Raw genomic sequence first — 26,933 nt, forward strand, 5'->3', positions numbered from 1 at the left:
CCCGACTCTCGTTACTGGTAGCGGGCGATGGGCGGCGACTGGTGCGAGGCCGCACTCCTGGGGCGCCCGCTGATAGGGCTCCGAGTGTAAGGCCGGGCTCCACTTTCTCCAGACAGATGCTTTATTTCGGAGCGGCGGAATTCACCTGCGGAAACAGCCGGGCGAGCGCCGCCTGGTCGAGATGCGGGACGAGCAGCGTCTTGAATGCGTAGTCGACCTGTTCATACTCGACCTTGCAGCCGCTGGCGCGTTCGGCCGGCAGCACGCCCTTGTCGATCAGCGCCTTGTAGCGGACGGGGTCGTATCCGTAGGCGAGGCAAAGCACGTTGTACACGCGCTGCAGCGGAGTGCTGTGAACATCGGCGAATGTCTGCCCGTCGACCGGGCCGCCCCGCATCCGCCTGAGCCTCTTGAAGCTGTGGACGCCCGCCTCGTTGAGGTAGCAATAGACGATGCCGGCGATCAGGCCATAGGCATCAGCCTTGTAAAGGTTGAGTTCCACGTAGGACGCGACGAAATCGGCGGCGTCCTCCTCATTCCCCAGCACCGGAACCTTCAGATAGTCGAAGATCGCGTGCCCCCCTTCGTGAAGGAACAGGTCGATGACTGGCCCGACAAGAGCATCGTTCTCACTCACCCAATCGGGCCGCTTGGGATTGCGCGCGATGTCGAGGACATACGCGACATACTCGTAGCAGATCGTGATCTCGTCATTCTCGAACCAGGCATCGATCTCGCCGTCGCAGCCCTTCGCCTTCAGCGTCAATGGCCTCGGAAGCCGGAAAAGCCGGTAAAATTCGGACGCCTTCTCGAGTGCCTGCCTTTCGCGCAGGCGATCGAGGACTGGCTGATGCGCCGGGTTCTTCGGCGCCTCGTAGATGGTGGTGACGACAGGCGCGGGCACGGCCGGCTGCGCGGACACCGCTCCGGTCACGCTCAAAGCCAGGCCGAAAGCGCACAGGCCGAATGACCGTCTGGAGGCTGGCCTCATGGCGGCTCCCCTTGCTGATGCGACCGATCAGGTAGATGCCAGCCTATCCCAGAAGACGTGCCTGGGGGAGAGCGTCTGAGCTGTCGTCAGGTCGCCTGTGACTTCGGATGAGACGGCCGGGTCTCGATCGGGACGGCTCCTCGGCCTTGCCCGGCATCGCTGCGCCTTGGCACGGGAGGATACGTGAGCCGGAATAACCGTAATGTGTCTTTCGCCCCATCGAACCGGCCTTCCCGCCTCCGCGATGATCTGCCCATACTCATGGGGTGGGTTGCAGGGGGTATGAGATGGACCAGAGACGCGTCGCGGCAGCCGTCGAGGCGGCCGCCCGGGCATTGCATGAATCTGTACGAAACCATCATCAGTTCCATTGGGACAAGATGACCGAAACCTGGCGACAGGACTTGCGGAGCTACATTCAACCCAGCGTGATCGCTGCGCTCGAGGCATCGGACCGGGTCGTCGCGTCCTCGCCCTCCAGATCGGCAACGGTCGCGAGGCCGCGGCTGCCCTCAGTCGGGCGCTGAGGCCGACACCGCAAAGGCGGAGCGGCACAAGGGCTTGCATCGCCAGGACTGGCCGCGCCATGCGGAATGACGCGGCCATGATCCTCAGCGCGCGTGCCTACCCCCCGGCGGCGGGACCAGCGAAGCGATGTCGCTGACGGAGCGATAGCGCACATCGCCGTTCGAGCTGCTCGACGGCCTCGTTGATCTCGTCCATGCGGACCATCTCGACATCGGGACGAACACCCTTGAGGCGCACGCCCCAAGACGAAGTGTCCGGGGCTCAGCGCGGCGCCACGATGTAGCGCAGATGCAGGATGCCATGCGCCAGCGGCTCGCAGCTCTTGAAGGAGAGCTGCACATCGCCGTCGAGGCCGTCCTCTCCTGCCTCGACGAAACCCTGATGTCCGGCCCGTCCGTCGAGCGCGGGCACGAGGAGCAGGCTCAGCTCATTGACGAGGCCGGCGGCGAAGAACGAGCCGTTGATACCGGCGCCGCCCTCGAGCAGCAGTCGGTGGATGCCGAGCTCGTGGCCGAGGACATCCAGCATGGCGGCCAGATCGATCTTCGCGGTTTCGGAGACGATATAGGAGATGCCGTCCGCGGCAAGCTCGGCGAGGTGACTGTCAGCAACGCCGCGATCGAGCAGCACCACGACGGGGTCACCGCCGATTTTCGGCCCGGCAAAGTGGAGCTTGCCGGATGGGTCGAGCGCGATCGCAAAGCAGTCAGCTTCACGGACCGCGAAATGGCAGGGCCGCTGGACCGGGCCGACCCGGGCCGGTGCGCGCGGACCAACCTTGCTGATCTCGGCCATCGTCACCCGGCCGACCAGCCAGGCGTCGGGCTCGAGCCCCTCGTGGACCTCTTCATAGAGCCCGGACCATTCGGCCTTGCCGCCATCGGGACTCCAGGTGAAGTGGCTGGGATGGAGGCTGCCGTCCAGCGACGAGAGCATGTGGCAGATGACGATGGGCCTCATGGCTTGCTCCCCCAGGCGCTCGCACGAAATGGCGCCGCCATTCGGAATGGCACGGCCATTCGGAATGGCACCGCCATTCGGCATGGCCGCGGCATCCGCGATGGCGCGGCCCTGATCTCTTGATCCGCCCCGCGCGCCCTACCCCGCCTGCGCTGAAACCAGGGAGGCCATGTCGATGACGAAGCGGTAGCGCACATCGGCGCGCTCGAGCCGCACGAAGGCGTCGTTGATCTCGTCCATGCGGATCATCTCGACATCGGGATGAACCCCCTTCTTGGCGCAGAAATCGAGCATCTCCTGCGTCTCGGCGATGCCGCCGATCGGCGAGCCGGCGATGCGCCGGCGGCCGAGCAGCAGCGGCACGGTCGAGGGCTCCGCGAGCGGCCCGACCTGGCCGACCAGGACGAGCGTCGCATCGACATCGAGCAGCGACAGATAGGGGTTGATGTCGTGCTTGACCGGCACGGTATCGATGATCAGGTCAAAGCCGTTCGCGGCCCTGGCCATGGCCTCGGCATCGCTGGAGACCAGCAGCCGGTCGGCGCCGAGCGCCAGCGCATCGGCCTGCTTGTCTGCCGTGCGGCTCATCACGGTGACATCGGCGCCGAGCGCAGCCGCGAGCTTCACAGCCATATGGCCGAGGCCGCCGAGACCGACCACGCCAACGCGGCTGCCCGGCCCTGCATTCCAGGTGCGCAGCGGCGAGTACGTGGTGATGCCGGCGCAGAGCAGCGGCGCGACCTTGGCGAGATCGAGCCCGTCAGGCACGCGCAGCGCAAACTCCTCGCGCACCACGAGGTGCTTGGAATAGCCGCCATAGGTCGGCTCGGCCGGCTCGCAGGAGAAGCGCTCCTTGTCGTTATAGGTCTGGACATTGCCCTTGCGGCAGAGCTGTTCCAGCCCCTTGCGGCACTGGTCGCAGGCCTGGCAGGAATCGACCATGCAGCCAACCGCGACATGATCGCCGGCCTTGTAGCGGTGGACATCGCGGCCGACCGCGGTCACCCGGCCGACGATCTCATGGCCCGGCACCAGCGGATACTGGCTCCAGCCCCAGTCGTTGCGGGCCTGGTGCAGATCGGTGTGGCAGACGCCGCAATAAAGCACCTCCATCGCGACATCGTTCGGCCGAAGCTCCCGTCGCGTGACATCGAAGGGAGCGAGCGGCGAAGCGGCCGACCGGGCGGCATAGCCAACGGTCTTCATTCCTGGTCTCCCGTCCTGATGATCGTTGACGCGCCGGCCTCATCGAGCGCCTTGCGCAGCACTGGAATGGCGGAATTGGCGGTCGGCCAGCCCGCATAGAATGCGAGATGGGTGACGAGTTCGGTCAGCTCGTCCGCCGTCACGCCATTACCGAGCGCGCGCCGGACATGGCCGGGCAGTTCGTTCGTTCGGTAGAGCGCAACCAGGCTCGCGACGGTGATCAGGCTGCGGTCGCGCTTCGACAGGCCGGGGCGCTCCCAGATCTCGCCGAACAGAACGCGATCGCTCAAATCGGCAAGGGCCGGAGCGACATCGCCATAGGCCTTTTGCGCAGGGCTGCGATCATCCGTCATCCCCGCATCTCTCCGCGATGAACCTGCCCGAGATAATCCTGGTCCACGACCTTCTCCATCCAGGTCACCACCGAACCATCCTTCATCGCGGCGATGGCGACATGCGCCATCGCGCAGTCCGGCGCGGCGCCGTGCCAGTGCTTCTCGCCCGGTTCGAACCAGACGATGTCGCCAGGCCGGATCTCCTCGACCGGGCCGCCCTCGTGCTGCACCCGGCCGAGGCCTGAGAGCACCAGCAGGGTCTGGCCGAGCGGATGGGTGTGCCAGGCCGTCCGCGCCCCGGGCTCGAAAGTGACGGTCGCACCGCTCAAGGCGCCGCCGCCGGCGAAGGGCGCATCGATCCTGGCCGTGCCCGTGAAATACTCGGCCGGCCCCTTTGCAGAAGGCTGCGCCCCGCTTCGCTTGATGTCCATCCGCGTTTCCTCACGTCCTCGTGCCTGGAGCCGGACAGACTCCCGATCCTCCCCAGCACTGTAGCCGCGCGACATTCATTGGATTAGGCGATAGAAACCGCATGAAGCCATATCGGGGATTCATGAATGCGGCGCGAGGAACTGGTCGATCTCAATGCCTTCCTGACGGTCGCCGAGGAGCAGAGCTTTACGCGCGCCGCCGCCAAGCTCGGCACCTCGCAATCCTCGCTGAGCCATACGATCCGCCGGCTCGAGACCAGGCTGGGCGTGCGCCTGCTGACCCGCACCACCCGCAGCGTCGCGCCAACCGCGGCCGGGGAGCGGCTGCTGGGCACGCTGCGCCCGGCGCTGGAGAGCATCGGCTCGGAACTGGCCTCCCTCAACGAGTTGCGGGAGAAGCCGGCCGGGACGATCCGCATCACGACCTCCGAGCACGCGGCGACGACCGTGCTCTGGCCGGCCCTGGAGCGGTTCCTGCCGCATTACCCCGACATCCATGTCGAGCTCAGCATCGATTCCAGCCTGACCGACATCGTCACCGAGCGCTTCGACGCCGGCGTCCGGCTCGGCGAAGCGCTCGCCAAGGACATGGTGGCGGTCCGTATCGGGCCGGATCTGCGCATGGTGGTGGTCGGATCGCCCGGCTATCTCGCCACCCGCTCCATTCCCCTGACCCCGCATGACCTCGCCGAGCACAGCTGCATCAACCTGCGCCTACTCAGCGGCGGCGGCCTCTATGCCTGGGAGCTGGAGCGGGATGGACGTGAACTCCGCGTCAGAGTCGAAGGGCAGCTCGCCTTCAACAATGTCGCCATGATCACGCGCGCGGCCGAGGCCGGCTTCGGGCTCGGCTTCGTCATGGCGGACCATGTCGCGGAGCAGTTGGCGAAGGGCACCCTGGTGCGCGTGCTGGAGGACTGGTGCCCTCCCTTCGCCGGCTACCACCTGTACTACCCGAGCCGGCGTCAGCCTTCGGCTGCCTTTGCGCTGCTCGTCGATGCCTTGCGGTATCACGCGTGACACCGGCCTGACCGGCGCCCGCCGAACACTGCAGGACCATATGAGCAGAATCCGAGAACGGTCGAGCGTCCCCGTTGACCACCTACCCGGGAGTGATCATTCGGCGCGAACCGTCGCCCTCACGGTGGCCAGTGGTTAGCGGATCGCCCCGGCCAGTTGCCAGCGCACAGCGGCAGTGCGGTCGGGATCGAGCGGAAGCCGCGCGCTGCAAGCAGCGGAGCGAACTTGCGAAGTCTGACGGCTGCGGACGCTCCAGGCCCGTCACATCCCCGCCTCGCTCGACATGCTCCAATCCAGCTCGCCCAGTCGCCGGATCGAGCCGCGCAGGATGTTCTCGAAGGCCAGTCCTGCGGGCGACAACGAACGGCCGCTCGGCCGGATCATGACGACGTCGCGCGCGATCGTCGGCTCGACCAGGGGGCGAGCGGCAATCGGGCGATGGGGGGTCATGGCCAGCGCATAGGTCGGGAGCACCGCAATGCCGAGACCGGCCTCGACCAGCGCCAATGCCGTGGCGATCTGCGAGACCTCGTAGAGCGGACGCAACGGCACTTCCGCGGTCTCATAGCCGACCTCCACCAGCAGCCTGATGCCGCTGTCCCTGGTCAGGGTGATCAGACGCTGCCCGGCCAGATCGCCCCATGGCAACGAGGGGCGCGTGGCGAAGGGATGCGTCCGGGCACAGAACAGCATGAGACTGTCGCGCGCCAACGGCATGCGTTCGATGCCGTCCTCGATCGCCGAGAACGTGCCCAGCCCGCAATCCGCCCGACCGAGCCTGACCTCCTCGACGATCGCATCGGTCCGCGCGTCGATGATGGCGACCTCGATGCCGGGATATCGCTGGCCGAGTTCGACGATCGCCATCGGCAGCAGGACGGCCGCCAGCAAGGGCGGAGCGGCAACGACAATCCGGCCACGCCGTCTTTCCGCGAGGTTATTGGCGTTGCGCACGGCCAGATCCAGGTCGTGCATGATCTTGGCCGAGGAGCCCTGGAATTCGCGCCCGCCTTCGGTCAGCTCGACACGCCGCGTCGTCCGGTCGAACAGGCGCAGGCCGAGGGCACGCTCCAGCTCCCGCACGAGCTGCGAGAGTGCGGGCTGGGCCATGTGCAGCCGCTCCGCAGCCTTGGTGAACGTGCCGCACTCGGCCACGGCGAGAAAGGCCTGGATCTGTCGAAGCGAGACGGTCATGGGAACCACTCATAAGAAAATCATCTGAATTCATACAAATATGTAGAATTGCCGTATAGCGCCACCCAATCGATGATCCTGGTCAAGGCGGGGGTCACGCATCGGGCGGGACCGGCCTTGGAGATGGCCAGGGATGGCAGGGCTTCAGGTCAAAGCGCGTCCCGCGCTCCAGGATGGCAACGAGCCAGGCAGCGCGACGCACAGGGCTCGCGCCTCTCGCGGAGCGAAGCCGGATGCTCGTCGATCGCAAGCGCTCTGCTCCCGCCAGCACCGTCCATTCGAGGCTCATGATGAACTGCTACCCTGACCTTCAGATGTATATCGGCGGCGCGTGGAAGTGCGCCTCGAACGGGCAGCCGGTCCTGAACCCCGTCGATGAGAGCGTCATCGGCATGGTCCCGCTCGCGACGCGGTCGGATCTGGATGCCGCCCTGTCCGCATCAGCCGACGGGTTCAGGATCTGGAGCCGGACATCGCCGCGCCGGCGCGGCGAGATCATCCTCAAGGCGGCCGCCCTCATGCGTGAGCGCATCGAAGAGATCGCCTTCTCGATCACGCTGGAACACGGGAAGCCGATTGCACAGGCCCGCCTGGAAGTGATCCGGGGCTGCGAGTTCTTCGAATGGGATGCCGCGGAAGGCCAGCGCCTCTACGGCCGCGTCATTCCCAGCGAGCCCGGCATCAAATACATCGTCATGCATCAACCGATCGGGATGGTGGCGGCGTTCTCACCGTGGAATTTCCCGATGAGCCAGCCATCCCGGAAGATCGCCGGCGCGCTGGCCGCTGGCTGCTCGATCATTCTCAAGGCCGCCGAGGAAACACCTGCCGGTGCCATCCATATTGCCCGCGCCTTTCACGATGCCGGGCTGCCGGCCGGCGTGCTCAACCTCGTCTTCGGCATTCCGTCGGAGGTTTCGGACTATCTCATTCCCCAGGAGCAGACCCGCCTGATCGCCTTCACCGGCTCGACCGCAGTCGGCAAGCAACTGACGACGCTGGCGGCGCGCCATATGAAGCCGGTGCTCATGGAGCTTGGCGGCCACGCCCCGGTCATCGTTTGCGACGATGTCGACCCGGTGGCTGCCGCCATCGCCTCCGCGCAGCGCAAATCGCGCAATGCCGGACAGGTTTGCACCTCTCCAACACGCTTCTTCGTTCACAAGAGCATCTACGCCGCCTTCGCCCGGACCTTCGCCGAGAAGGCGCGCGCGGTGACCATCGGCAATGGCCTGGACCCGTCGACGGAGATGGGGCCTGTCGCCAACTCCCGCCGCATCGAGGCGCTCGAGACGCTTGTCGCCGATGCGCGGGCAAAGGGAGGCCGCGTGCTGGCGGGCGGCGAACGTCTCGGCAACCGCGGCTACTTCTTCCCGGTCACCGTCATAGCCGATGTTCCCGATGACGCTCGGGCTATGCGCGAGGAGCCGTTCGGCCCGCTGGCGCTGATCAATCCGGTCTCGTCCCTCGACGAGGCGATCGAAAAAGCCAATGCCCTGCCCTTCGGGCTCGCCGCTTATGCGTTCACGCATGCCGCGAGCAATGCGGACCGGCTGGCGGAAGGGATCGAAGCCGGCAACCTCTCGATCAATACCCTCGAGGCCTCCGTCGCGGAGACGCCGTTCGGGGGCGTAAAGGACAGCGGCTATGGCCGCGAGGGCGGGGCCGAAGGGCTCTCGCATTACACCGTCATCAAGAACGTCTCGCACCGCATGAGCATCTGAACGCGGTCTCTGACGGCGGGCCCGCAACAGGAGCAATCGGCATGAAGTATTCGAAGAAGGACGCAAAGGCCTATGCCCGCGCCAATATGAAGGGCATCTGGGCAGCCGCCCTGACGCCGTTCACCCGCGATCTCACGATCGACCGGGACGGCTTCAGCGCGAATATCCGGCACTGGACCGATCAACTCGGCATCGACGGGCTGTTCATCGCCGGCAAGCAGGGCGAGTTCTTCTCGATGTCGGTCGAGGAGCGCAAGCTTAGCTTCGAGATCGCCGTCGCGGCAGCGTCCGGCCGGGCCGCGACGATCATGTCCTGCTCGGACCAGAACATGGATGTCGTGATCGATCTCGCCCGGCATGCGCAGAAGGTCGGTGCCGACTACATCGTCGTCCACGCCCCGGTCCTGCATTTCTTCAAGGCGCAGGAGCAGACGGTCTACGAATACTACCGGACGATTGCCGAGAAGGTCGATATCGGTATTGCGCTGTGGAGCCATCCCGACAGCGGCTATCTGCTGTCGCCGCAGCTCTGCAACCGGCTGGCCGACATCGAGAACGTCGTCGCGATCAAGTACAGCGTGCCGCGCCCGATGTACGCCGAACTCACCAGGCTCGCCGGCGATCGCATCCTGGTCAGCAGCGCCTCCGAGGAAGAATGGCTCGACAACATCCTCGAACTCGGCTGGCAGCTCTATCTCTGCTCCTCGCCACCCTGCCTGATCCAGACGCCGCACGATCTGCGGATGCGCGAGTATACCGATCTCGCCTTCCGTGGCGACGCCGCACAGGCGCGCGCCGTGCGCGACAGCCTGAACCCGGTCCGCGAGGCGCTGCGTGACACGAGGCCCGCCGAGAAGCCGCACGCCCATCAGAAATACTGGCAGGAGCTGCTCGGCCAGGCCGGCGGCCGGGTCAGGCCGCCGCTGCTGGAGCTGACAGAGACCGAGAAGGCCGCGACACGCGCCGCCTTCGAGTCCTGCGGGCTGAAGCTGCACGCCGCAGATGCATCATTGGCCAAGACCGGCTGAACCGCCGGCAGACAAAACGGGAGAGGTGGAACGATGGCGACGGAAGGACGGCTGAAGGCCTTCAACTTCGCGAAATGGATCGAGGAGCATCAGCATCTGCTGAGGCCTCCGGTCGGCAACCAGCAGATCTGGACGGATTCCGACCTCATGGTCACCGTCGTGGGCGGCCCCAACCAGCGCACCGACTATCACGACGATCCGGTGGAGGAGTTCTTCTACCAGCTCAAGGGCGACATGATGCTCAAGGTCGTCGATGACGGGAAGCATTACGACGTGACGATCCGGGAGGGCGAGATCTTCCTGCTGCCGCCGCATGTGCGCCATTCGCCGCAGCGCCCGCAGGAAGGCTCGATCGGCCTCGTCATCGAGCCGAAGCGGCCCGAGGGCTGGCTCGACGCCTTCGAATGGTACTGCTTCAACTGCACGAAGCTCGTGCATCGCGTCGAGGTCGATCTCGTCAGCATCGTCGACGACCTGCCGCCGCTCTACAAGGCCTTCTACAACAACGAGCAGGCCCGAACCTGCCCGCATTGCGGCACTCTCCATCCCGGCAAGGAACCGCCGGCCGGATGGGTCTGCCTGTAGGAATTCCGCGGCGCGGCCGAATCCCGGCCGCGCCGTCAGATTCCTTTACGTAAGCGCCAACACGCATAAGGCGCAGCAACAATCTCAGAGGCATGAACGCAAGCGACCGGAGTTCACCATGACATTTCGCGAATTGCTCTTGGGCCTACTGGCCTCCGTCTCGATGGCAGGAGCTGCCATCGCCCAGCAGCCCGTCAAGGTCGGCATGATCACCACCCTGTCCGGACCGGGCGGCTATCTCGGCCAGGATATCCGCGATGGCTTCAAGCTCGCCATCGAGATGCAAGGCGGCAAGCTCGGCGGCGTTCCCGTCGAGCTCGTCGTCGAGGATGACGCGCTCAAGCCCGGTCAGGGCAAGCAGATTGCGGAGCGCATGCTCAAGACCGATGGCATCAAGATCCTGACCGGCATCGTCTTCTCGAACGTCGCCGGCGCCACCGTGCCCGACATCGTCGATTCCGGCGCACTCTATGTCAGCGCCAACGCCGCGCCTTCCAATCTCGCGGGCAAGGAATGCCATGAGAACTACTTCGCCGTCGCCTGGCAGAACGACAGCCTGCACGAGAGCGCCGGCCAGAACGCCAACAATCTCGGCTACAAGAAGGCCTTCGTCCTCGCCGCCAACTACCAGGCCGGCAAGGATGCCATCGCCGGCTTCAAGCGGATGTTCAAGGGCGAGGTCGTGGGCGAGGTCTATACCCGTCTCGACCAGACCGATTTCTCCGCGGAGATGGCGCAGATCCGTGCCGCCAATCCCGATTTCGTCTACCAGTTCAACCCTGGCGGCCTCGGTATCGCGTTCTTGCGCCAGTACCAGCAGGCGGGATTGACCGGCAAGATTCCGATGGTCGTCGCGGCCCCCTCGCTCGATGCGGTGACGCTTGCCGCGGTTGGCGATGCTGCGCTTGGCGTGAACGCCTCGAGCCACTGGAATTCCGACTTCGATAACCCGGCCAACAAGGCCTTCATGGCAGCCTGGACCAAGACCTATAATCGCCCGGCGACCTATTACGCGAGCCAGGGCTATGACACGGCGCTGGCCATCGCCTCCGCGCTGAAAGCCACCGCCGGCAAGCCCGATGTGCCGGCCCTGCGCAAGGCGCTCGCCAAGGCCGATTTCCAGTCCGTGCGCGGCGCCTTCAAGTTCGGCCAGAACCAGCATCCGATCCAGGATTGGTATGGGCTGCGGGCCGAAAGAGACGCCGATGGCAAGCTCGTCCTCAAGACCGTCGGCAAGATCCTGACGAATTACGGCGACGCCTACGCGGCGCAGTGCAAGCTCTGATCAGGTTGACCGCCAATGACGCTGATCCTCGAACAACTGCTCAACGGCCTGCAGTTCGGCGTGATGCTGTTCCTGCTCGCCGCCGGGCTGACCTTGATCTTCGGCATCATGGGCGTGATCAACCTGGCGCATGGCTCGCTCTACATGATCGGCGCCTATGCCGGAGCCTTTGTCGCAGCCAGCACCGGCTCACTGCTGCTTGCAGTGCCAGCCGGGCTTGCCGCGGCAGCCGCGGCCGGCATGGCGATGGAACTCCTGGTCCTGCGCCGGCTCTATGCGCGCGACCATCTCGACCAGGTGCTCGCGACCTTCGCGCTCATTCTCATCTTCAACCAGTCGGTGACGATCCTGTTCGGCAGGCAGCCGCTCTTCGTCTCCATGCCTCCTGAGCTGAACGGCTCGATCGAATTGCTGCCGGGGCTGGTCTATCCGGTCTACCGGATCGCGGTCATCGCGGTTGGCCTTGCGGTGGCCCTTGGGCTCTATCTCCTGATCAACCGCACACGCGTCGGCATGCTGGTGCGCGCCGGCGCGACCCATCGGGAGATGGTCAGGGCGCTCGGCGTCGACATTCGCCTGCTCTACACGGCCGTGTTCGGGCTCGGCGCCCTGCTCGCCGGACTTGCCGGGCTGATGGCGGGGCCGATCCTCGCCGTCCAGGTCGGCATGGGCGAGCAGATCCTGATCATGACCTTCGTGGTCGTGGTGATCGGCGGCGTGGGCTCGATCCGGGGCGCCTTCTTCGGCGCGCTGATCGTCGGCCTTGTCGACACCAGCCTGCGCGCCTTCCTCCCCGGCCTCCTGCGCTCGGTCATGAACCCATCCGAAGCCGATGCGCTCGCCGGCGGCCTGTCCTCGATGGGGATCTATCTGCTGATGGCAATCGTGCTGCTCGTGCGCCCGAAGGGGCTCTTTCCCGCCCATGCATGACGAGATCATGACCAGTTCCAGTGCCCGGGTGCCGGCCCATGGCCGGGTCCTGACGGCTGCCGCGATCGGCCTGGCGCTCGCCGCCCTGCCCTTCGTCGTGCAGGCCATCGGCCAGCCCTCGCTCGTACCCCTGGCGACGCGCGTGCTGATCTACGCGATTGCCGCCGCCAGCCTCAATCTCGCCCTCGGCTTCGGCGGGATGGTGAGCTTCGGCCATGCCGCCTTCTTCGGCATCGGCGGCTATGTCGTCGGCATCCTCTACCAGGGCTTCGTCGGCGACGCGCTGCTCTTCGGCCTGATCCCGGGAACGAACCAGCTCCTGATCACCCTTCCGGCCGCGATGCTTGTCGCGGGCATCCTCGCCCTGTGCATCGGCGCGCTCTGCCTGCGCACGAGCGGCGTCCAGTTCATCATGATCACGCTTGCCTTCGCGCAGATGCTGTTCTTCCTCTTCGTCTCGATCAAGGCCTATGGCGGCGATGACGGGCTGATCATCCGCCGCCGCAATGTGCTGTTCGACCTCGACACCCGTAACGACACGGTCTTCTACTTCATCTGCCTGGCGGCCGCCGCGCTGGTCTTCGGCACGCTCTCGCGGATCGTCGGCTCGCGCTTCGGCATGGTCCTCATCGGCATCAGGCAGAGCGAGCGCCGCATGGCGGCGATCGGCGTCGCGCCCTATTCCTACAAGCTCACCGCCTTCGTCGTCTCCGGCATGGGGGCCGGGCTCGCCGGAGCGCTGATGGCCAATTACCTGCGCTTCGTCAGCCCCGACATGCTGCACTGGACCAAGTCCGGCGAGCTGATGATCATGGTCATCCTCGGCGGTGTCGGCACGGTCCTCGGCCCCCTGTTCGGTGCGGCCGCGCTCGTCATCCTGGAAACCGTGCTCACCGCCTGGACCGAGCACTGGCAGCTCATTCTCGGGCCCATCCTGCTACTCGTCGTCCTGTTCACGCAAGGCGGGCTCAGCGCACTCTTCAACCGTGTCGGAAGGGTCGGGAGATGACCGGCCCCCTGCTTTCCGTCCGCAACCTGCAGAAGCGTTTTGGCGGGCTCGTAGCCACCGACAAGGTCGATCTCGACGTGATCGAAGGCGAGGTCCACGCCCTGATCGGCCCAAACGGCGCAGGCAAGACCACCCTGATCACCCAGCTCTTCGGCGAGCTCTCCCATGACGAGGGCGAGATCCGCCTGGACGGAGAGGATATCGGACGGCTGCCGACGCCTCAGCGCGTCCGTCGTGGCCTCGCCCGCACCTTCCAGATCACCCATCTGCTGCCGGACTACACCATGCTCGACAATGTCGCGCTGGCCGTGCAGGCCCATGAAGGGCACAGCTTTCGCTTCTTCGCCAATGCCCGCCGCGACGAAGCGCTGCGCGCCAGGGCGCGGCAGCATCTGACGGTGGCGGGCCTGGCGGCGCGCGCCGAGGTCAAGGTCGCGGATCTCTCCCATGGCGAGCAGAAGCAGCTCGAGTTCGCGGTGGCGCTCGCCTGCGGACCGCGCCTGCTCCTGCTCGACGAACCGATGGCGGGCCTCGGCCATGCCGAGAGCGAACAGATGGTCGCGATGCTCCGGACCCTGAAGGGGCGCGTTACCCTGCTGCTCGTCGAGCACGACATGGACGCGGTCTTCGCACTGGCGGACCGGATCTCCGTGCTTGTCTATGGCCGCGTGATCGCGACCGGGACGGCCGCCGAAATTCGCGACAACCCGGATGTCCGCATCGCCTATCTCGGCGAGGGAGACGCCTGATGCTGAGCGTGCGCAACCTGCAATCGGCCTACGGCGCCAGCCAGGTTCTCTTCGACGTCGCGCTCGACATCGAAGAGGGCGAGGTCGTCACGCTGCTCGGCCGCAACGGCATGGGCAAGACCACGACCGTGCGCTCGATCATGGGCCTGCTCCCGCCCAAGGCCGGCGAAATCCACTTCAGGGGCCGCGCCGTATCAGGCAGTCCGCCGGAGAAGATCGCCCGCTGCGGCATCGGCCTGGTGCCGGAAGGCCGGCAGGTCTTCCCCACGCTGAGCGTGCGCGAAAACCTCGTCGCCACCGCATCGAACCGGCTGAAGCGTGCAGAGCCGTGGACGCTCGAACGGGTCTATCGCCTGTTCCCGCGCCTTGAGGAGCGCGCCGCCCAATCGGCGCGGACCCTGTCAGGCGGCGAGCAGCAGATGCTTGCGGTCGGCCGGGCGCTGATGACCAATCCGAAACTGCTCATCCTCGACGAGGCGACCGAGGGGCTCGCGCCGGTGATCCGCGCCGAGATCTGGTCCTGCATCGATGCGCTCAAGGCGCAGGGTCAGTCCATCCTGCTGATCGACAAGAACATCAACGTCCTCAAACGCATCGCCGATCGCCACTACATCCTGGAGAAGGGCCGCACCGTCTGGTCCGGCAGCAGTGCCGATCTCGCGGCGCAGGCAGAAATGGTCCATCGCTATGTCGGCGTCTGACATGGTCGCGGCGGAACTCGTCGCGACGACATCCCTGCCAGATCCGGTCGAGGCGCTGCGCGATGCGCTCGCGGCGATCCTCGACGGGCTGGTCGCAGCCGGCTGCGGGCCGCAGCACCTTCTCTCGATGACATGGGAGGCAGGCGAGCCGGCGGCCTTCCACCTCTCGCGCCATGAGGTCGAGCTCGCCTATCGCGAGGTCTTCGCCGGCTTCCGCCCGCCGATCCGGCTGCAACCGAGGGCCGAGCCCGGCCTGGCGATCCGCGCGCGTCACTCCGCGCCGACACCGCCGCCGGAGAGGCTCGTCCAAGGCTACACGCTGCCGCAGCTCGCCCGCCAGTACAGCCCGCGCCTCCAGGCCGACATGAAGGCGCTGTTCCGGCAATGGAGCCGCGACGGCGAGGCCTTCCGAGCCCATCACCGCAGCCACGACCTGGCCTATGGGCCGGGGCGTTTCGAGACGCTCGACCTCTACCTGCCACAGGGCGTCTCGCGCCCGCCGCTCTGGGTCTTCATCCACGGCGGCTACTGGCAGGCCTCCGACAAGGTCCAGCACGCGCAGTTCGCACGGGGCATGCTGGCGGCCGGCTTCTCCGTCGCCATGCCGAATTACGGCCTCGCGCCGGAGACCCTGCTGGAGCAGAGCACGGCGCAGATCGTCGCTGCCCTGAATTTCCTGGTCGGGGAAGCCGAAGCGCTCGGCATCGACGCGGGGCGGCTGCATCTCGCGGGGCATTCCGCCGGCGGCCATCTCGCTGCCAAGGCCCTGGTTGCGTCGGATGCTCCGCCCATTGCCTCCGGGCTCTTGCTCTCGGGTCTCTTTGACCTGGAACCTCTCGGCCATCTCCCGATTGGGCGCCTGCTCGGCCTCGACGACCTGGCCCGGGCCAAACGCCTGAGCCTGCCTGGCCGGCCCTGCCCGGCCGCGCGCCTCGCCTTCGCCGTAGGCGAAGCGGAAAGCGATGCCTTCAAGGCCCAGTCAACCGCGCTCGCCACCGCCTGGCGGGCCGGGCCTCCGGTCCTTTGCGCGGGACATCATTTCAGCCTCCTCGATGGCCTGAACGGTGGCAAGCTGCTCGAACTCGCTCGCAGCATCGCGGCCGCTTGACCATGCCGCACCCCCGCAAGCCCCTTCGGATCGCCCTGATCGGCTGGGGCGCGATCAGCCGTCGCGTCGCCGGGTTGCTGGCGGAGCGCTCGGCCTCCCGCGTCAATATCGCGGCCATCGGCCTTCGCGACTTGTCGGCCAAGCCCGACCTGCCGACCGGGGCAACGCCGATCACGGATCCGGACCAGCTCGCCGGTCTCGGCCTCGACCTCGTCGTCGAAGCCGCCGGGCGCGCGGCCGTGGCCAGCTGGGGCGTGGCAGCGCTGCGCCACGCCCCAGCCTTCGTCGCGGCCTCGACCAGCGCCTTTTGCGACGACGCGCTGCTCGGCAGGCTTCTGGAGGTGGCAGAGACCAATGGCAGCAGACTCCTGATTCCGGCGGGCGCGCTCGGTGGAATCGATGCTCTGGCAGCCGCCGCGGCACTTCCCCTGGACAAGGTCACCCATACGATCGTCAAACCGCCCGCGGCCTGGCGCGGCACAGCGGCCGAGGGGATGGCGTCGCTCGACGCGCTTGCGGAGCCCTTGATTTTCTTCCGCGGATCCGCGCGCGAGGCGGCGTCGCTGTTTCCGCAGAACGCCAATGTCGCAGTGATCAGCGCCCTGGCCGGCATCGGGCTCGACCGGACCCGCATCGAGCTCGTCGCCGATCCCGGAGCAAAGGCAAACAGCCATCGCCTTGCCGCAAGCGGGGCGTTCGGCCGGCTCGAGATCGCAATCGAGAACCGCGCCCTTGCCGCCAATCCGAAGTCATCGGAGATGACGGCTCTCTCGCTGGTCCGATTGATCGAAGCCGCTGCGAGCCCGTTTTCGATCTGACCGGCGGGAGACGCCAACAGCGCTCTGAGCCGGGCGACGGTCAGGTGTTCTTTGCGGCCTCGATCCACAGAAAGGAGGCTTCTTCGTTGTCCTGCCTTTCGATCGCCGATCTGCGGACGGTCAATCCGGCATCGGATAGATGTTTCAACGTTTCCGCTTCAGCGTTGTGACCGAAGAACATGGTGGTTCCCAGCCATTCACCGGTCCACTCGCCTGAGGCGCCTGTTCCAAAGCTTCCAACAAAGACACCGCCCGGCTTCAGCCATCGCGCGATCTTCTGGATCAACGGGCCTTGCTGGGCAGGCGGAACATGCGTGATCGAATAGTAGGCGCCGATCGCGTCGAATGAACCGGCTTCAAGCGCCACGTCACACATATCCGCGGGGATGAACGTCGCCTGCGGGACGTTCTTTCGAGCCCTCAGGATCTGTTGTGCCGATCCGTCGACACCAATGACGGCGTGACCCAGTACCGCAAGATCGCGCGCCACGGGGATGCCCGCACCGCAGCCGAGATCGAGGACCCGCCCCCCATCGGTTGGCAGGCTGTCGATAAGACGCCCCGCCCATTTCTGCCGAACGGCAGATATCCCAAACCGTTCGAGATATGCGTCTGCAACGTCGTCATAACCTATAGCGACAAGATGCCCGGGATTTTTCGTCATAGGCGAACATTTGCAGGCGGGCGGACACAGGTCGAGCTGTGATCTCACAGCCCCACGTGATCCACTCATGGCTTCAACACTGGCGCTCAGAACTCTGGCAGCGGCATATGCGAGCCATCAGGGCCACCTTCGCCAACGCCGCCGCACTTCTTGCACGCGTCCGGGCCCGCCGCCCTGGCGCGCGGCATCAGCATTGCTGCATCGCGCCGGAAACGCGTGTAAATTCGTCGTCATCGGAGACGGTTGGCGCGAAAGCACCGGCCCACGACGGCACTTCTGCCCGGGGATAGCGGAAGCGACATGGCGTCGGTTGGCCTCGCTTGCGTCACAGCAAGAGGTGGAGGGTGTCATGAGGAAACTCGCAACGCTTGCCACTGCCGCCTTGATCTTGACCGGCAGTGTCGGAACCGCCGACGCGCAATATTGGCGCGGGGGCGGCTGGGGCTATCGCGGCGGGTATTATCGTAACTATGGCTGGGGCGGCGGGGCTGTCGCGGCCGGGCTGGTCGGCGGGGCGCTGCTTGGAGGCCTGGTCGCCTCAGCGGCTGCGGCCCCAGCCTATGGCTACGGATATGGCTACGGCTATCCGGCCTATGGCTACGGCTATAGCTATGGCTACCCCGCCTATGCCTATTACGGCCCGCGGGTCTATTACCGTCCGCGCTATTACTATGCGCGGCCCGTCTATTACGCCCCGCGCTATTACGGCTGGAACCGGGTCTATTACGGCCCACACTACTACCCCCGCACGGTTTACAGGGCTTATTGGTGAAGTGGCGGCGACGGCCGGCCCGTCGCGCAAGCCGGCCGGCCGGTGGCGCGCCCGAAGCGGTTCTCCGTTCGCCGGGATGCCGAACGGAGCCGCGCCTCAGCGCAGCGGCGCGCCGTAGCGCTCTACCTGGTAGGGCTGCCGGGCGAGGCCGACACAGAAGCTCGCGACGGCATCCTGCAGCTTCTCGGCCACCAGCTTCATCGGCGCATTGGCCGCTTCCAGGCGTTAGCGCACCGCTTCCGCCTCGCGCGCCAGCTCAAAACGCATACCAATTTTGCTGCAATGCATAATATATGGTTATGGGACGCTGCAGGCGGCACCCGCCCCCGCTCAATCCGGCAAGGCTGACTCGGTCGCCGGGGGCACCAGCTCCATCAGACCTTGCACGAAACTGCGTGCGATGCGCGACAGTGGCTCGACGCGTGACGACAGCAGGTGCGGCCGCGTCGTCGTCTTCGGCACCAGCGGGCGGGAGCGGATATTCGGCCAGGCATTGTCGACCAGCACGAAGTCGTCGACGATCGCAATGCCGCCGCCGGCCTGAACCAGCGAGCAGGCATTCGGCGTGAAGCGCACTTGCGCGTTGAAGCGAATGGGCTTTGCAGTGGCCCCAAGAGCCCGATTGACGATCATGCCATAGGGCGTCTGCGAGCCGTAGCCGATCATCGGATAGGGCACGAGGTCGGCCGGTTTCAGCACGCGCTTGCTGCTGAGCGGATGCCCTTCGGGAAAGATCACGCGCAGGCGCCCCTCGGCGATCTGCGTCGCTTTCACGCTCGGATCCTCGACAGCCATTGAGGTGACGGCAAGATCGGCGCGATGGCTGGCGATGCGCGCGATCAGCTCGGCCAGCGTCAGGATCTCGAAATCGACACGCACATCGGGATGCGACTGGCGGAAGCGGCCGATCGCCTTCGGCACCAGCATGTGGCCGACGCTGGGGCTTGCCAGCAGTCGGATCGAGCCCGCGCTGCCGCGGCGCAGCTCCTCCGCCATGTCGTTGACCCGGGTCACGCCCTGATGGACGAGCTCAGCCTCGGCGAAGAGCTGCCGCGCTTCGGGCGTCGGCTGGACGCGGCCCTTGACGCGCTCGAACAGCGTCAGGCCGAGCCGATCCTCGGTATAGGACAGGAGCCGGCTGATCGCCGGCTGGGAGACCGAGAGCAGGCGCGCCGCGCCGCTGATCGAGCCTGTCACCATGACCGCGCGGAACATCTCGATCTGCCGAAGATTCATCGCCATGGCACATAACCTCCACTTATAGGTCAGTAGAGAAATGGTATATACTTGTTTTGGTGGCGCCCGGCTAGATTGCGGCCAGTTTGAACTGGCCTTCACAGCCCAAGGAGTCTCTTTCGATGTCCCGCCTTCTTACCGTTGCAGCGGCTCAGCTCGGTCCTATCCACCGCGCCGATGATCGCGCATCGGTCGTGCGCCGGATGATCGCGCTGATGCAGCAGGCAAAGGCCCGCGGCGCCGATTTCGTCATCTATCCGGAACTCGCCCTGACGACCTTCTTCCCGCGCTGGTATTGCGAGGACCGTGTCGAGGCCGACCAGTGGTTCGAGACCGCGATGCCCGGCCCCGACACGCAGCCGCTCTTCGACACGGCGCGCGCGCTCGGCATGGCCATGAGCTTCGGTTATGCCGAGCTGACGCCGGAGGGACGGCATTTCAACAGCTCGATCCTGGTCGACAGGACCGGCGAGATCATCGGAAAGTACCGCAAGGTGCATTTGCCCGGCCATGCCGAACGCGACCCGACCCGGGCGCATCAGCATCTCGAGAAGCGCTATTTCGAGCCCGGCGACCGCGGTTTCCCGGTCTGGCGCTTCGAGAACGGGCTGGTCGGCATGGCGATCTGCAACGACCGGCGCTGGCCCGAGACCTATCGCGTCATGGGCTTGCAGGGCGTCGAGATGGTGGTGCTCGGCTACAATACGCCGACCACCAACGGCCATTCCAAGACCGAGACGCTGGCCGACCGCCTGTTCCATCATCGCCTGTCGGTGCAGGCCGGCGCCTATCACAACTCGACCTGGGTCGTGGCGGTCGCCAAGGCTGGCGTCGAGGACGGTTTCCCGCTTTTCGGCGGCACGCTGATCGCCGATCCCAGCGGCAAGATCGTCGGCGAACTCGACCATGAGGAGGACGGGCTGCTGATCCATGCCTGCGATCTCGACGCCACGCGTTTCGGCAAGGAGACGATGTTCAACTTCGCCGCTCATCGGCGCGTCGAGCATTACGACCTGATCACTTCGCGGATCGGTGTCGGTGCCCCGCTCGGCACCACCGACTGAGGCATCGGCACGACAGTGGACCGCGGCTTTCGGGACAGCCAATGCGAACACGGAACGGTCGGATGATCGGACCCGATACGACATCCGGTCCGATCATCCTGGCGTGCTCCGCCCGGGCGAGGCGGCTTCGCGGTCGGGCCGGACCGGCTTGCCCCGGCGATTGCGGGGTTTTGGCGGGAAGCGACCACAACGCCAGCCTGCGAGCGCATGGGAAAACCGGCGCGCGCCCACCCCGCAAGAGCGCCCCACCTTCTTCACCTCATTTGGTGCGACGTTAGTCGGCTGACTTTTTCGACCGGGGCGGACAAGAACGGCTTGAGGGGCCTATAGTCCCTTTTCGATAGTCGGAAAGTCAGGGGCGGCACAGGTGAAGGAACCAAACCGGGTCGATGAGTATGTCGGCATTCGCCTGCGAAGAATGCGCCGCCTGACGGGCTACAGCCAGACGAAGCTTGCCGAGTTGCTGGGGATCACGTTTCAGCAGATCCAGAAATACGAGAAGGGCGTGAACCGGATCAGTGCGAGCCGGCTCCAGCACATTGCCAATATCTTTCAAATCCCCGTTGCTCATTTCTTCGAGGGAGCGCCCGTGATCCCCCCTCCGGCGGCAGATTCAACGCCGGAAGCCCCGCCCCCGGAGGTCACGGACCTGCTCGCCACGCGGGACGGCGTCCGCCTGGCCAAGGCCTTCGCCTCGATCAGGAACCTCAAGACACGCCGCCGGATCGTCGCCCTCACCGAGGCGATGGGGGACGCCGCGGAGGCGTGTGAAGCCGAACAGGGGCGCGCCACGGGTGCAGGGCCGGGCTGCGACTGAACCGTTTTGTCGCGGCGGAGGTGAGGCGTCGGCGCCCGCCCTCGTGCGCCTGCGGCGCACGTTCGGCACGGCCTGGAACTCAGAGGGGCTTTCAAGGAAACGGGGGCACTTGCCAGCGCCAGTAATATCCATTAACTTGGATATATGGATAATTCACAAGCCATCCTTGCGCTGGCCGCGCTGGCGCAGCCCACGCGCCTCGACACCTTCAGGCTGCTGGTGAAGCGCGAGCCGGAAGGCGTTCCCGCCGGCGAACTCGCGCGGCTGCTGGACGTTCCGCAGAATACTATGTCGGCCCATCTCGCCATCCTGTCGCGCGCAGGCCTGATTGCAGGCGAGCGGCAGAGCCGCTCGATCATCTATCGCGCCGATCTCGACGGCTTCCGCGCGGTGATCGCCTTCCTGCTGAAGGATTGCTGCGGCGGGCGGGCCGATCTGTGCCAGCCGCTCATCGACGAACTTGTTCCCTGCTGCCCACCGAAGGTCCCCGCCGATGGACGTCATCATCTACCATAATCCCGACTGCGGAACCTCGCGGAACACGCTTGCCCTGATCCGGAACGCCGGCGTCGAACCGCACGTCATCGAATATCTGAAGACCCCGCCCTCCCGGGCGATGATCGCGAACCTCGTTGCGCGCATGGGTCTCACGCTCCGGCAGGCCCTGCGCGAGAAGGGGACGCCGTTCGCCGAACTCGGTCTCGCGGATCCGTCCCTAGGCGACGACGCCTTGCTCGACGCGATCGAGAAACACCCGATCCTGCTCAACCGCCCGATCGTGGTGACGCCGAACGGCGTGAGGCTGTGCCGCCCCTCGGAAGAGGTGATTGACCTGCTGCCGCCGCAACGCGGGCCGTTCGTCAAGGAGGACGGCCAGCGAATCGTCGACGAAGCCGGCCGCCGCGTCGCGAGCGGCTGACCGGGCATCGCACCCGGTCCGATAACCTGGCCGTCTGTGCTTGCTTCGGCTTTGCCCGAGAACCGCAATCCACGTTTCGGGCCGATGCTTCCTGTGTCGCATCAGCTTTCCCGAAAACCGCAAACCACTTTTCGGGCCGATGCCCCAGGGAAAGCCCATGTCCGCCTTCGAACGCTACCTCACGCTGTGGGTGGCGCTGTGCATTCTTGCCGGCGTCGCCCTCGGTCAGCTGTTCCCGGCCGCCTTTCAAACGATCGGCAGCGCCGAGATCGCGAGGGTCAACCTGCCGATGGCGGCCCTGATCTGGCTGATGGTCATCCCCATGCTGCTGAAGATCGACTTCGCAGCCTTGCGCCAGGTCGGCCAGCATTGGCGCGGCATCGGCGTCACGCTCTTCGTGAACTGGGCCGTCAAGCCGTTCTCGATGGCGCTGCTGGGCTGGCTCTTCATCGGTTGGCTGTTCCGCCCTCACCTGCCCGCCGAGCAGATCGATTCCTATATCGCCGGGCTGATCATCCTGGCAGCGGCGCCTTGCACCGCGATGGTCTTCGTCTGGTCCAACCTGATCAGGGGCGAGCCGCATTTCACGCTGAGCCAGGTCGCGTTGAACGACGCGATCATGATCGTCGCCTTCGCCCCGATCGTCGGCCTGCTGCTCGGCCTGTCCGCGATCACGGTTCCCTGGGGCACGCTGAGTCTGTCGGTCGCGCTCTACATCCTGGTTCCCGTCATCGTCGCGCAGGTCATCCGCAGGAGCGTGCTCGCCTCCGGCGGCGACGAAGCGCTGCAACGGCTTCTCAGCGCCCTCTCACCTGTATCGTTGCTGGCCCTGCTTGCGACCCTGGTCATGCTGTTCGGCTTCCAGGGCGTGCAGATCCTGGCCCAGCCTTCGATCATCGCGATCCTGGCCATTCCGATCCTGATCCAGGTCTATTTCAACGCGGGCCTCGCCTATCTCCTCAATCGGGCGGCCGGCGAGCAGCACTGCGTCGCCGGCCCCTCGGCCCTGATCGGAGCCTCGAACTTCTTCGAACTCGCGGTTGCAGCCGCGATCAGCCTGTTCGGTTTCAACTCCGGCGCCGCCCTCGCAACGGTCGTCGGCGTTCTGATCGAAGTCCCGGTCATGCTGTCCGTCGTCTGGATCGTGAACCGTTCCAGGGGCTGGTACGAGCGGGGAAGCCCGCGCAATCCCGCGAAGGCAACGTCATGACCGATCTTCCGAACGTCGACCTCGACCGTCTGGTCGCTCCCGATCTCACCCAGCTTGAGCCGGCCGGGCGCGCCACTCATCCTCCGCGAATCGTACTGCTCTATGGCTCGCTCCGGACGCGCTCCTACAGCCGGCTGCTGACCCTGGAAGCAGAGCGTATCCTCAAGCATCTCGGGGCCGAAACCCGGGTCTTCGACCCTGCCGGCCTGCCGATGCCGGACAGCGTCCCGCCGGACCACCCGAAGGTTCAGGAGTTGCGGGATCTGGCGCTCTGGTCGGAGGGGCAGGTCTGGTGCAGCCCGGAACGCCACGGCACGATCACCGGCGTCTTCAAGAACCAGATCGACTGGATACCGCTGGAGCTCGGCTCGATGCGCCCGACCCAGGGCCGGACGCTGGCGGTGATGCAGGTCTCGGGTGGCTCGCAGTCGTTCAACGCCGTCAACACATTGCGTGTGCTGGGGCGCTGGATGCGCATGGTGACCATTCCGAACCAGTCCTCCGTCGCAAAGGCCTTTCAGGAGTTCGACGAGGCAGGCCGCATGAAGCCCTCCGCCTATTACGACCGCGTCGTCGACGTGATGGAGGAACTCGTCCGCTTCACGCTGCTGACGCGCGACCGCGCCGCCTATCTCACCACGCGCTACAGCGAGCGGAAGACCGCTGCCGAGGCGATTTCGGTCAACGCGATCTAGCCGGTCAGGGCGGGCAAGCACGGACCTGACAGAGTTGCGATCCGGGCGGCGCTCCGCTGAAAATCCGGACGCCGCCGTCAGAGCCGCCGGATCGCCATGCGGCCGGCGAATTCGAGGCCGAACACCGCCAGGGCGAACAGCATCCAGAGCGGGTCGGCGCGATTGAGGAGGAAGGATTCCAGCATGCCGACATAGGTCATGAAGATGACGATCATCAGGAAGAGGTCGGCCAGGTTCCGGCTGGCTGCGATCCGGCCCGCGCGGAGATAGTTCCGGAGAGGCAGGACCATCAGGCAAAAGATCGTCACGATCGCGCCCGGAATCCCGAACATCACCATCGCGTCGAGATAGCTGTTGTGCGCGGAGCCGATGCCGCGAACGTCCCAGCTCGCCTCGAAATTCTCCTCCAGCATCGAGACCACCGGCGTCTGCCAGAAACCGAAATAGCCGTAGCCGAACCAGGGCTTCTCGGTGACATGCGCAATGGCGAAGCGCCAGATCTCGTCACGCCCGGTGAAGGTTGGGTCGGAGATGAGTGCGCTCGAGACGCGCAGAAGCGCCGGCGACAGCACCGTGCCGATCGTGAGCGCCGCGACCAGCAGCACCAGCGCGGCATGGATCACGAGCATCAGGCGGGGCGCGGCGATGGCGCGGCCGAAGAGGACGAGCCCGATCGCCACCGGCAGGAAGCCCATCGTCGTCTTCGAACCGCTGTTCAGCACGAAGACCATGCCGAGGCCGACGATCATCAGCCCGCGCAGCCTGAGCCCCATGCGCCAGCAATAGATGCCGAACATGGTGAGGATCGAGAACACCGGCGCGGCAAAATTCTTGTGCGAGAGATGTCCACGCCAGTCGCCGGCATGGCCGCCCTCGACACCCTCGGCGCCATGGATCGCAAGGTACGGCGCAAGCAGGATGACGGCATAGACCAGCAGAAGCACGGCGAGCACGGCATTGGCCGCGGCGCTGGCGAAATCCTGCTCGCTCCTGGGCAGGAGCAGGACGCCAACCACGACGACCAAGGCGAAACTGGTCAGCAGCAGGGCCCGCAGCGCGGCTGCCGGATCCGGAGCCTGCCCGGTGGAAAAGGCGGCGACCAGCAGAACGATGATCCAGCCGCTCGAGCGAAGCTGCGCGAGCGCCCCCCGCTCGCTCAGCCGCAGCATCGCGCCGAGATAGAGGATGGCGAGACTGACATAGCCGATCTGGTTGACGACATTGCCGGTCGACGCCCCGGTCTCGGACACTTCGGGCGCGCCGGCGAAGGGCTGCAGGGTCAGGATCATGATGAACAGGCCGAAGCCGCTGAGCAGCGCGGCGACGAACCGCGCATTGTCTGCCGGGACACCTGACGCGGTGGCGCCCGTGCCGGTTCCTGTCTCTGCGATGCCGACCGTCATGCCGTCCCTGACACACTCGCCGCGTTTCGCAGGCCGCGCCGTGACGCCACCCCGCGGTCGCGCATAGTATGACACGCAACCTTAAGAGCCTGTAGCCGCAGACAGATAGGCCGCCGTCCAGGGCTGCGGTCTGGCCCGATGCCCGGCCAAATTCCCCCGTCGTGGCCGGGCGCTGCGCCTGAGGTCGGATCGGCTTTCCCAGCCGCAATCCACCTTTCCGGGCCGATGCCTTAGCGCGTCCCGGCGAGATAGCTGCCTCCGGCCTCCATGAACACCTGATTGTCCTCCCGCAGCCTGGCTGCAGCATCGTCATAGAGGAAGGGCAGGAAGGCGAAGCGCTTGCCCCGCGTTACCTGCGAGACGGCATGAAGCAGCGAACAGGAGAAGACGACAGCGCCGCCGGCCGGCGGCTTGAAGCTGCGCGCGCCATATTCGGGAAAGCTGACCTCGCCGCCCTCGAAATCGGCGTTCAGGTTGATGGAGACGGCAAAGCGGCGATGCGCCGTGCCCTTGGTCGTGTTGTCCCGATGTGCGGCGAAATGCCCGCCAGTCTCCGCGTCGTAACAGCCCACGAGATAACGCTCCATGCGGGTCACCGTGAACTGGTGGACCTTCCTGATCTCGGGAACGATGCGCTTGCCGATCTTGCCCTGAATGACCCCGATCAGTTCCGTGTCGCCGATGAGGACATCGGAGCGGCGCTTGTGGGCATGGTCGGAGATCAGGACGGTCTTCCCGTCCTTCTCGCGCATGAAGCCGGATTCATTACCGCCATCGGCCTCGTGCAGGGCGATCAGCTGCCGGCAGAAATCCGGTTCGAAGACATTGGGCAATACCAGGACCGGCGCGTGCACCTGGAAGCCCGGGAACGCGTCGACCGGTGGCAGCGCGGCAAGGAACGCGGCAACCTCCTGGCGCTCACCCCCCTCGCGGGTGAAGGGAAAGACCGCCATGACGCGCAGCGTCGGATCGAGCACATACCAGGCGCGCCGCAGGGGCATATCCGTGCCTGGCTCGTCCTCGATGGGCGCGACGCCAAACTCCTTGCTGATCAGCAGATCGAAATCCCAGAAGTAGCGGATGCCGGGCATGCGTTGCCTGACGCGCTGCTTGAGCTCGTCATCGGGGTCGTTGCTGACACCGAAAAAGGCGATCTTGTCATCGTCGAAGAGGTCGCGCTGCTCGGACAGGATCTTGAGCGCGGATACCGTGCTTGCTCGCGCAGCGGAACCGAAGAAGCACAGGACAATATAGCGCCCGGCTGCGCTGGAGAATTTATAGGTCGGGTTGCTTGTGGAACGCTGCTCGAACCACGGCGCAGGATCGCCGACGCCCATCGACCTGTATTTCACGGCCAATTCCCCAGATGTTATCGGATGAGAATGGCAGATCGCCCACTATTGGCAAGGATGACAGGCGCGACACCTTCATTTCGATGAGCGATCGACGCGGCTTTGATCTCCGCGCGAGCGACTAGCCCCCGCATACAGCGAGCGCCCCGCCATGCTATGGCTGGTTCCACCATCAACAACGCATGGCTGCTTCTGCAGC

At 65.8% G+C, this 26,933-nt stretch carries 28 protein-coding genes; 18 read left to right on the plus strand and 10 right to left on the minus strand.

The window, feature by feature from the left end; genetic code table 11:
* Positions 1-121: 121 nt before the first annotated feature.
* The 5 genes from BIWAKO_RS00080 to BIWAKO_RS00105 form a co-directional block, all read right to left on the minus strand.
* Positions 122-904, minus strand: coding sequence for a DUF4344 domain-containing metallopeptidase (locus tag BIWAKO_RS00080; protein ID WP_176733229.1), 783 nt, complete (start codon positions 902-904; stop codon positions 122-124).
* Positions 905-1,780: 876 nt separating this feature from the next.
* Positions 1,781-2,479 carry a RibD family protein gene (locus BIWAKO_RS00090; RefSeq protein ID WP_069882028.1) on the minus strand — a complete coding sequence of 233 codons (699 nt, stop codon included), beginning with the start codon at positions 2,477-2,479 and terminating at the stop codon, positions 1,781-1,783.
* 138 nt (positions 2,480-2,617) lie between these two features.
* Positions 2,618-3,685 carry an NAD(P)-dependent alcohol dehydrogenase gene (locus BIWAKO_RS00095; protein ID WP_069876730.1) on the minus strand — a complete coding sequence of 356 codons (1,068 nt, stop codon included), beginning with the start codon at positions 3,683-3,685 and terminating at the stop codon, positions 2,618-2,620.
* A complete protein-coding gene (locus BIWAKO_RS00100) occupies positions 3,682-4,038 on the minus strand; it encodes a carboxymuconolactone decarboxylase family protein (protein WP_069876731.1) in 357 nt (118 codons plus the stop codon). The genes BIWAKO_RS00095 and BIWAKO_RS00100 overlap by 4 nt, the downstream gene beginning before the upstream one ends.
* Positions 4,035-4,451 (minus strand): (R)-mandelonitrile lyase, encoded by a 417-nt coding sequence (locus BIWAKO_RS00105; protein ID WP_069876733.1) that lies wholly within the window; start codon positions 4,449-4,451, stop codon positions 4,035-4,037. Before BIWAKO_RS00105 ends, BIWAKO_RS00100 begins: the two co-directional genes overlap by 4 nt.
* A 126-nt stretch (positions 4,452-4,577) precedes the next feature.
* On the opposite strand from BIWAKO_RS00105, the gene BIWAKO_RS00110 reads away from it, so the two are divergent.
* Positions 4,578-5,471: a LysR family transcriptional regulator gene (locus BIWAKO_RS00110; RefSeq protein ID WP_069876735.1), complete on the plus strand. Its 894-nt coding sequence runs from the start codon at positions 4,578-4,580 to the stop codon at positions 5,469-5,471.
* A 261-nt stretch (positions 5,472-5,732) separates the two neighbouring features.
* Here BIWAKO_RS00110 and BIWAKO_RS00115 read toward each other — a convergent pair whose 3' ends face one another.
* The gene (locus BIWAKO_RS00115; RefSeq protein WP_069876737.1) at positions 5,733-6,665 is read right to left on the minus strand and encodes a LysR family transcriptional regulator; all 933 of its coding nucleotides are present in this window, start codon (positions 6,663-6,665) and stop codon (positions 5,733-5,735) included.
* 290 nt (positions 6,666-6,955) lie between these two features.
* Between BIWAKO_RS00115 and BIWAKO_RS00120 the strand changes: the two genes are divergently transcribed.
* From BIWAKO_RS00120 to BIWAKO_RS00165, 10 genes are all read left to right on the plus strand, one after another.
* Positions 6,956-8,389: an NAD-dependent succinate-semialdehyde dehydrogenase gene (locus tag BIWAKO_RS00120; RefSeq protein WP_069882029.1), complete on the plus strand. Its 1,434-nt coding sequence runs from the start codon at positions 6,956-6,958 to the stop codon at positions 8,387-8,389.
* 41 nt (positions 8,390-8,430) lie between these two features.
* On the plus strand, positions 8,431-9,417 hold the full coding sequence (locus BIWAKO_RS00125) for a dihydrodipicolinate synthase family protein (RefSeq protein ID WP_069876739.1): 987 nt from the start codon (positions 8,431-8,433) through the stop codon (positions 9,415-9,417).
* Between the two features lie 33 nt (positions 9,418-9,450).
* Positions 9,451-10,002, plus strand: coding sequence for a 3-hydroxyanthranilate 3,4-dioxygenase (locus BIWAKO_RS00130; protein ID WP_069876740.1), 552 nt, complete (start codon positions 9,451-9,453; stop codon positions 10,000-10,002).
* Between the two features lie 118 nt (positions 10,003-10,120).
* On the plus strand, positions 10,121-11,287 hold the full coding sequence (locus BIWAKO_RS00135; protein WP_069876742.1) for an ABC transporter substrate-binding protein: 1,167 nt from the start codon (positions 10,121-10,123) through the stop codon (positions 11,285-11,287).
* Positions 11,288-11,302: 15 nt separating this feature from the next.
* Complete coding sequence (locus BIWAKO_RS00140; protein WP_069876744.1) at positions 11,303-12,217, plus strand: branched-chain amino acid ABC transporter permease; 915 nt, start codon at positions 11,303-11,305, stop codon at positions 12,215-12,217.
* A gap of 7 nt (positions 12,218-12,224) precedes the next feature.
* Positions 12,225-13,226, plus strand: coding sequence for a branched-chain amino acid ABC transporter permease (locus BIWAKO_RS00145; protein WP_201788599.1), 1,002 nt, complete (start codon positions 12,225-12,227; stop codon positions 13,224-13,226).
* The gene (locus BIWAKO_RS00150; protein WP_069876748.1) at positions 13,223-13,975 is read left to right on the plus strand and encodes an ABC transporter ATP-binding protein; all 753 of its coding nucleotides are present in this window, start codon (positions 13,223-13,225) and stop codon (positions 13,973-13,975) included. Before BIWAKO_RS00145 ends, BIWAKO_RS00150 begins: the two co-directional genes overlap by 4 nt.
* Positions 13,975-14,676, plus strand: coding sequence for an ABC transporter ATP-binding protein (locus BIWAKO_RS00155; RefSeq protein WP_069876750.1), 702 nt, complete (start codon positions 13,975-13,977; stop codon positions 14,674-14,676). Before BIWAKO_RS00150 ends, BIWAKO_RS00155 begins: the two co-directional genes overlap by 1 nt.
* A gap of 1 nt (position 14,677) precedes the next feature.
* The gene (locus BIWAKO_RS00160; protein WP_069876752.1) at positions 14,678-15,784 is read left to right on the plus strand and encodes an alpha/beta hydrolase; all 1,107 of its coding nucleotides are present in this window, start codon (positions 14,678-14,680) and stop codon (positions 15,782-15,784) included.
* Between the two features lie 2 nt (positions 15,785-15,786).
* On the plus strand, positions 15,787-16,602 hold the full coding sequence (locus BIWAKO_RS00165; protein WP_069876753.1) for an aspartate dehydrogenase: 816 nt from the start codon (positions 15,787-15,789) through the stop codon (positions 16,600-16,602).
* Between the two features lie 40 nt (positions 16,603-16,642).
* Here the strand turns inward: BIWAKO_RS00165 and BIWAKO_RS00170 are convergent, their stop codons facing one another.
* The gene (locus BIWAKO_RS00170; RefSeq protein WP_069876755.1) at positions 16,643-17,266 is read right to left on the minus strand and encodes a class I SAM-dependent methyltransferase; all 624 of its coding nucleotides are present in this window, start codon (positions 17,264-17,266) and stop codon (positions 16,643-16,645) included.
* Positions 17,267-17,615: 349 nt separating this feature from the next.
* Here BIWAKO_RS00170 and BIWAKO_RS35810 point away from each other — a divergent pair, with 349 nt between their 5' ends.
* Positions 17,616-18,038, plus strand: a complete 423-nt coding sequence (locus tag BIWAKO_RS35810) for a hypothetical protein (RefSeq protein ID WP_069876756.1) — start codon at positions 17,616-17,618, stop codon at positions 18,036-18,038.
* 330 nt (positions 18,039-18,368) lie between these two features.
* Here BIWAKO_RS35810 and BIWAKO_RS00180 read toward each other — a convergent pair whose 3' ends face one another.
* A complete protein-coding gene (locus tag BIWAKO_RS00180) occupies positions 18,369-19,280 on the minus strand; it encodes a LysR family transcriptional regulator (RefSeq protein ID WP_069876759.1) in 912 nt (303 codons plus the stop codon).
* Between the two features lie 116 nt (positions 19,281-19,396).
* Between BIWAKO_RS00180 and BIWAKO_RS00185 the strand changes: the two genes are divergently transcribed.
* From BIWAKO_RS00185 to arsH, 6 genes are all read left to right on the plus strand, one after another.
* Entirely contained in the window at positions 19,397-20,338 is a 942-nt protein-coding gene (locus tag BIWAKO_RS00185; protein ID WP_069876761.1) for an N-carbamoyl-D-amino-acid hydrolase, read from the plus strand.
* Positions 20,339-20,705: 367 nt separating this feature from the next.
* A complete protein-coding gene (locus BIWAKO_RS00190; protein WP_244523325.1) occupies positions 20,706-21,155 on the plus strand; it encodes a helix-turn-helix domain-containing protein in 450 nt (149 codons plus the stop codon).
* Between the two features lie 144 nt (positions 21,156-21,299).
* Positions 21,300-21,671, plus strand: a complete 372-nt coding sequence (locus BIWAKO_RS00195; RefSeq protein ID WP_069876764.1) for an ArsR/SmtB family transcription factor — start codon at positions 21,300-21,302, stop codon at positions 21,669-21,671.
* On the plus strand, positions 21,649-22,074 hold the full coding sequence (gene arsC / locus BIWAKO_RS00200) for an arsenate reductase (glutaredoxin) (protein WP_069876766.1): 426 nt from the start codon (positions 21,649-21,651) through the stop codon (positions 22,072-22,074). The genes BIWAKO_RS00195 and arsC overlap by 23 nt, the downstream gene beginning before the upstream one ends.
* A gap of 157 nt (positions 22,075-22,231) precedes the next feature.
* The gene (gene arsB, locus BIWAKO_RS00205) at positions 22,232-23,284 is read left to right on the plus strand and encodes an ACR3 family arsenite efflux transporter (RefSeq protein ID WP_069876767.1); all 1,053 of its coding nucleotides are present in this window, start codon (positions 22,232-22,234) and stop codon (positions 23,282-23,284) included.
* On the plus strand, positions 23,281-23,979 hold the full coding sequence (gene arsH / locus BIWAKO_RS00210) for an arsenical resistance protein ArsH (RefSeq protein WP_069876769.1): 699 nt from the start codon (positions 23,281-23,283) through the stop codon (positions 23,977-23,979). The genes arsB and arsH overlap by 4 nt, the downstream gene beginning before the upstream one ends.
* A gap of 77 nt (positions 23,980-24,056) precedes the next feature.
* Here the strand turns inward: arsH and BIWAKO_RS00215 are convergent, their stop codons facing one another.
* Both BIWAKO_RS00215 and BIWAKO_RS00220 read right to left on the minus strand, forming a co-directional pair.
* Positions 24,057-25,382: an O-antigen ligase family protein gene (locus tag BIWAKO_RS00215; protein ID WP_069876771.1), complete on the minus strand. Its 1,326-nt coding sequence runs from the start codon at positions 25,380-25,382 to the stop codon at positions 24,057-24,059.
* Between the two features lie 230 nt (positions 25,383-25,612).
* Positions 25,613-26,734 carry a 2OG-Fe(II) oxygenase gene (locus tag BIWAKO_RS00220; RefSeq protein WP_244523326.1) on the minus strand — a complete coding sequence of 374 codons (1,122 nt, stop codon included), beginning with the start codon at positions 26,732-26,734 and terminating at the stop codon, positions 25,613-25,615.
* Between the last annotated feature and the right edge of the window lie 199 nt (positions 26,735-26,933).

The sequence above is a fragment of the Bosea sp. BIWAKO-01 genome (assembly GCF_001748145.1).
Lineage (GTDB): Bacteria > Pseudomonadota > Alphaproteobacteria > Rhizobiales > Beijerinckiaceae > Allobosea.

Bases quoted from the DNA above. Each gene is read 5' to 3' on its own strand.
- BIWAKO_RS00090 (WP_069882028.1), bottom strand. From the start codon at position 2,479: ATGAGGCCCATCGTCATCTGCCACATGCTCTCGTCGCTGGACGGCAGC.
- BIWAKO_RS00095 (WP_069876730.1), bottom strand. From the start codon at position 3,685: ATGAAGACCGTTGGCTATGCCGCCCGGTCGGCCGCTTCGCCGCTCGCT.
- BIWAKO_RS00100 (WP_069876731.1), bottom strand. From the start codon at position 4,038: ATGACGGATGATCGCAGCCCTGCGCAAAAGGCCTATGGCGATGTCGCT.
- BIWAKO_RS00105 (WP_069876733.1), bottom strand. From the start codon at position 4,451: ATGGACATCAAGCGAAGCGGGGCGCAGCCTTCTGCAAAGGGGCCGGCC.
- BIWAKO_RS00110 (WP_069876735.1), top strand. From the start codon at position 4,578: ATGCGGCGCGAGGAACTGGTCGATCTCAATGCCTTCCTGACGGTCGCC.
- BIWAKO_RS00115 (WP_069876737.1), bottom strand. From the start codon at position 6,665: ATGACCGTCTCGCTTCGACAGATCCAGGCCTTTCTCGCCGTGGCCGAG.
- BIWAKO_RS00120 (WP_069882029.1), top strand. From the start codon at position 6,956: ATGAACTGCTACCCTGACCTTCAGATGTATATCGGCGGCGCGTGGAAG.
- BIWAKO_RS00125 (WP_069876739.1), top strand. From the start codon at position 8,431: ATGAAGTATTCGAAGAAGGACGCAAAGGCCTATGCCCGCGCCAATATG.
- BIWAKO_RS00130 (WP_069876740.1), top strand. From the start codon at position 9,451: ATGGCGACGGAAGGACGGCTGAAGGCCTTCAACTTCGCGAAATGGATC.
- BIWAKO_RS00135 (WP_069876742.1), top strand. From the start codon at position 10,121: ATGACATTTCGCGAATTGCTCTTGGGCCTACTGGCCTCCGTCTCGATG.
- BIWAKO_RS00140 (WP_069876744.1), top strand. From the start codon at position 11,303: ATGACGCTGATCCTCGAACAACTGCTCAACGGCCTGCAGTTCGGCGTG.
- BIWAKO_RS00145 (WP_201788599.1), top strand. From the start codon at position 12,225: ATGACCAGTTCCAGTGCCCGGGTGCCGGCCCATGGCCGGGTCCTGACG.
- BIWAKO_RS00150 (WP_069876748.1), top strand. From the start codon at position 13,223: ATGACCGGCCCCCTGCTTTCCGTCCGCAACCTGCAGAAGCGTTTTGGC.
- BIWAKO_RS00155 (WP_069876750.1), top strand. From the start codon at position 13,975: ATGCTGAGCGTGCGCAACCTGCAATCGGCCTACGGCGCCAGCCAGGTT.
- BIWAKO_RS00160 (WP_069876752.1), top strand. From the start codon at position 14,678: ATGGTCGCGGCGGAACTCGTCGCGACGACATCCCTGCCAGATCCGGTC.
- BIWAKO_RS00165 (WP_069876753.1), top strand. From the start codon at position 15,787: ATGCCGCACCCCCGCAAGCCCCTTCGGATCGCCCTGATCGGCTGGGGC.
- BIWAKO_RS00170 (WP_069876755.1), bottom strand. From the start codon at position 17,266: ATGACGAAAAATCCCGGGCATCTTGTCGCTATAGGTTATGACGACGTT.
- BIWAKO_RS35810 (WP_069876756.1), top strand. From the start codon at position 17,616: ATGAGGAAACTCGCAACGCTTGCCACTGCCGCCTTGATCTTGACCGGC.
- BIWAKO_RS00180 (WP_069876759.1), bottom strand. From the start codon at position 19,280: ATGGCGATGAATCTTCGGCAGATCGAGATGTTCCGCGCGGTCATGGTG.
- BIWAKO_RS00185 (WP_069876761.1), top strand. From the start codon at position 19,397: ATGTCCCGCCTTCTTACCGTTGCAGCGGCTCAGCTCGGTCCTATCCAC.
- BIWAKO_RS00195 (WP_069876764.1), top strand. From the start codon at position 21,300: ATGGATAATTCACAAGCCATCCTTGCGCTGGCCGCGCTGGCGCAGCCC.
- arsC (WP_069876766.1), top strand. From the start codon at position 21,649: ATGGACGTCATCATCTACCATAATCCCGACTGCGGAACCTCGCGGAAC.
- arsB (WP_069876767.1), top strand. From the start codon at position 22,232: ATGTCCGCCTTCGAACGCTACCTCACGCTGTGGGTGGCGCTGTGCATT.
- arsH (WP_069876769.1), top strand. From the start codon at position 23,281: ATGACCGATCTTCCGAACGTCGACCTCGACCGTCTGGTCGCTCCCGAT.
- BIWAKO_RS00215 (WP_069876771.1), bottom strand. From the start codon at position 25,382: ATGACGGTCGGCATCGCAGAGACAGGAACCGGCACGGGCGCCACCGCG.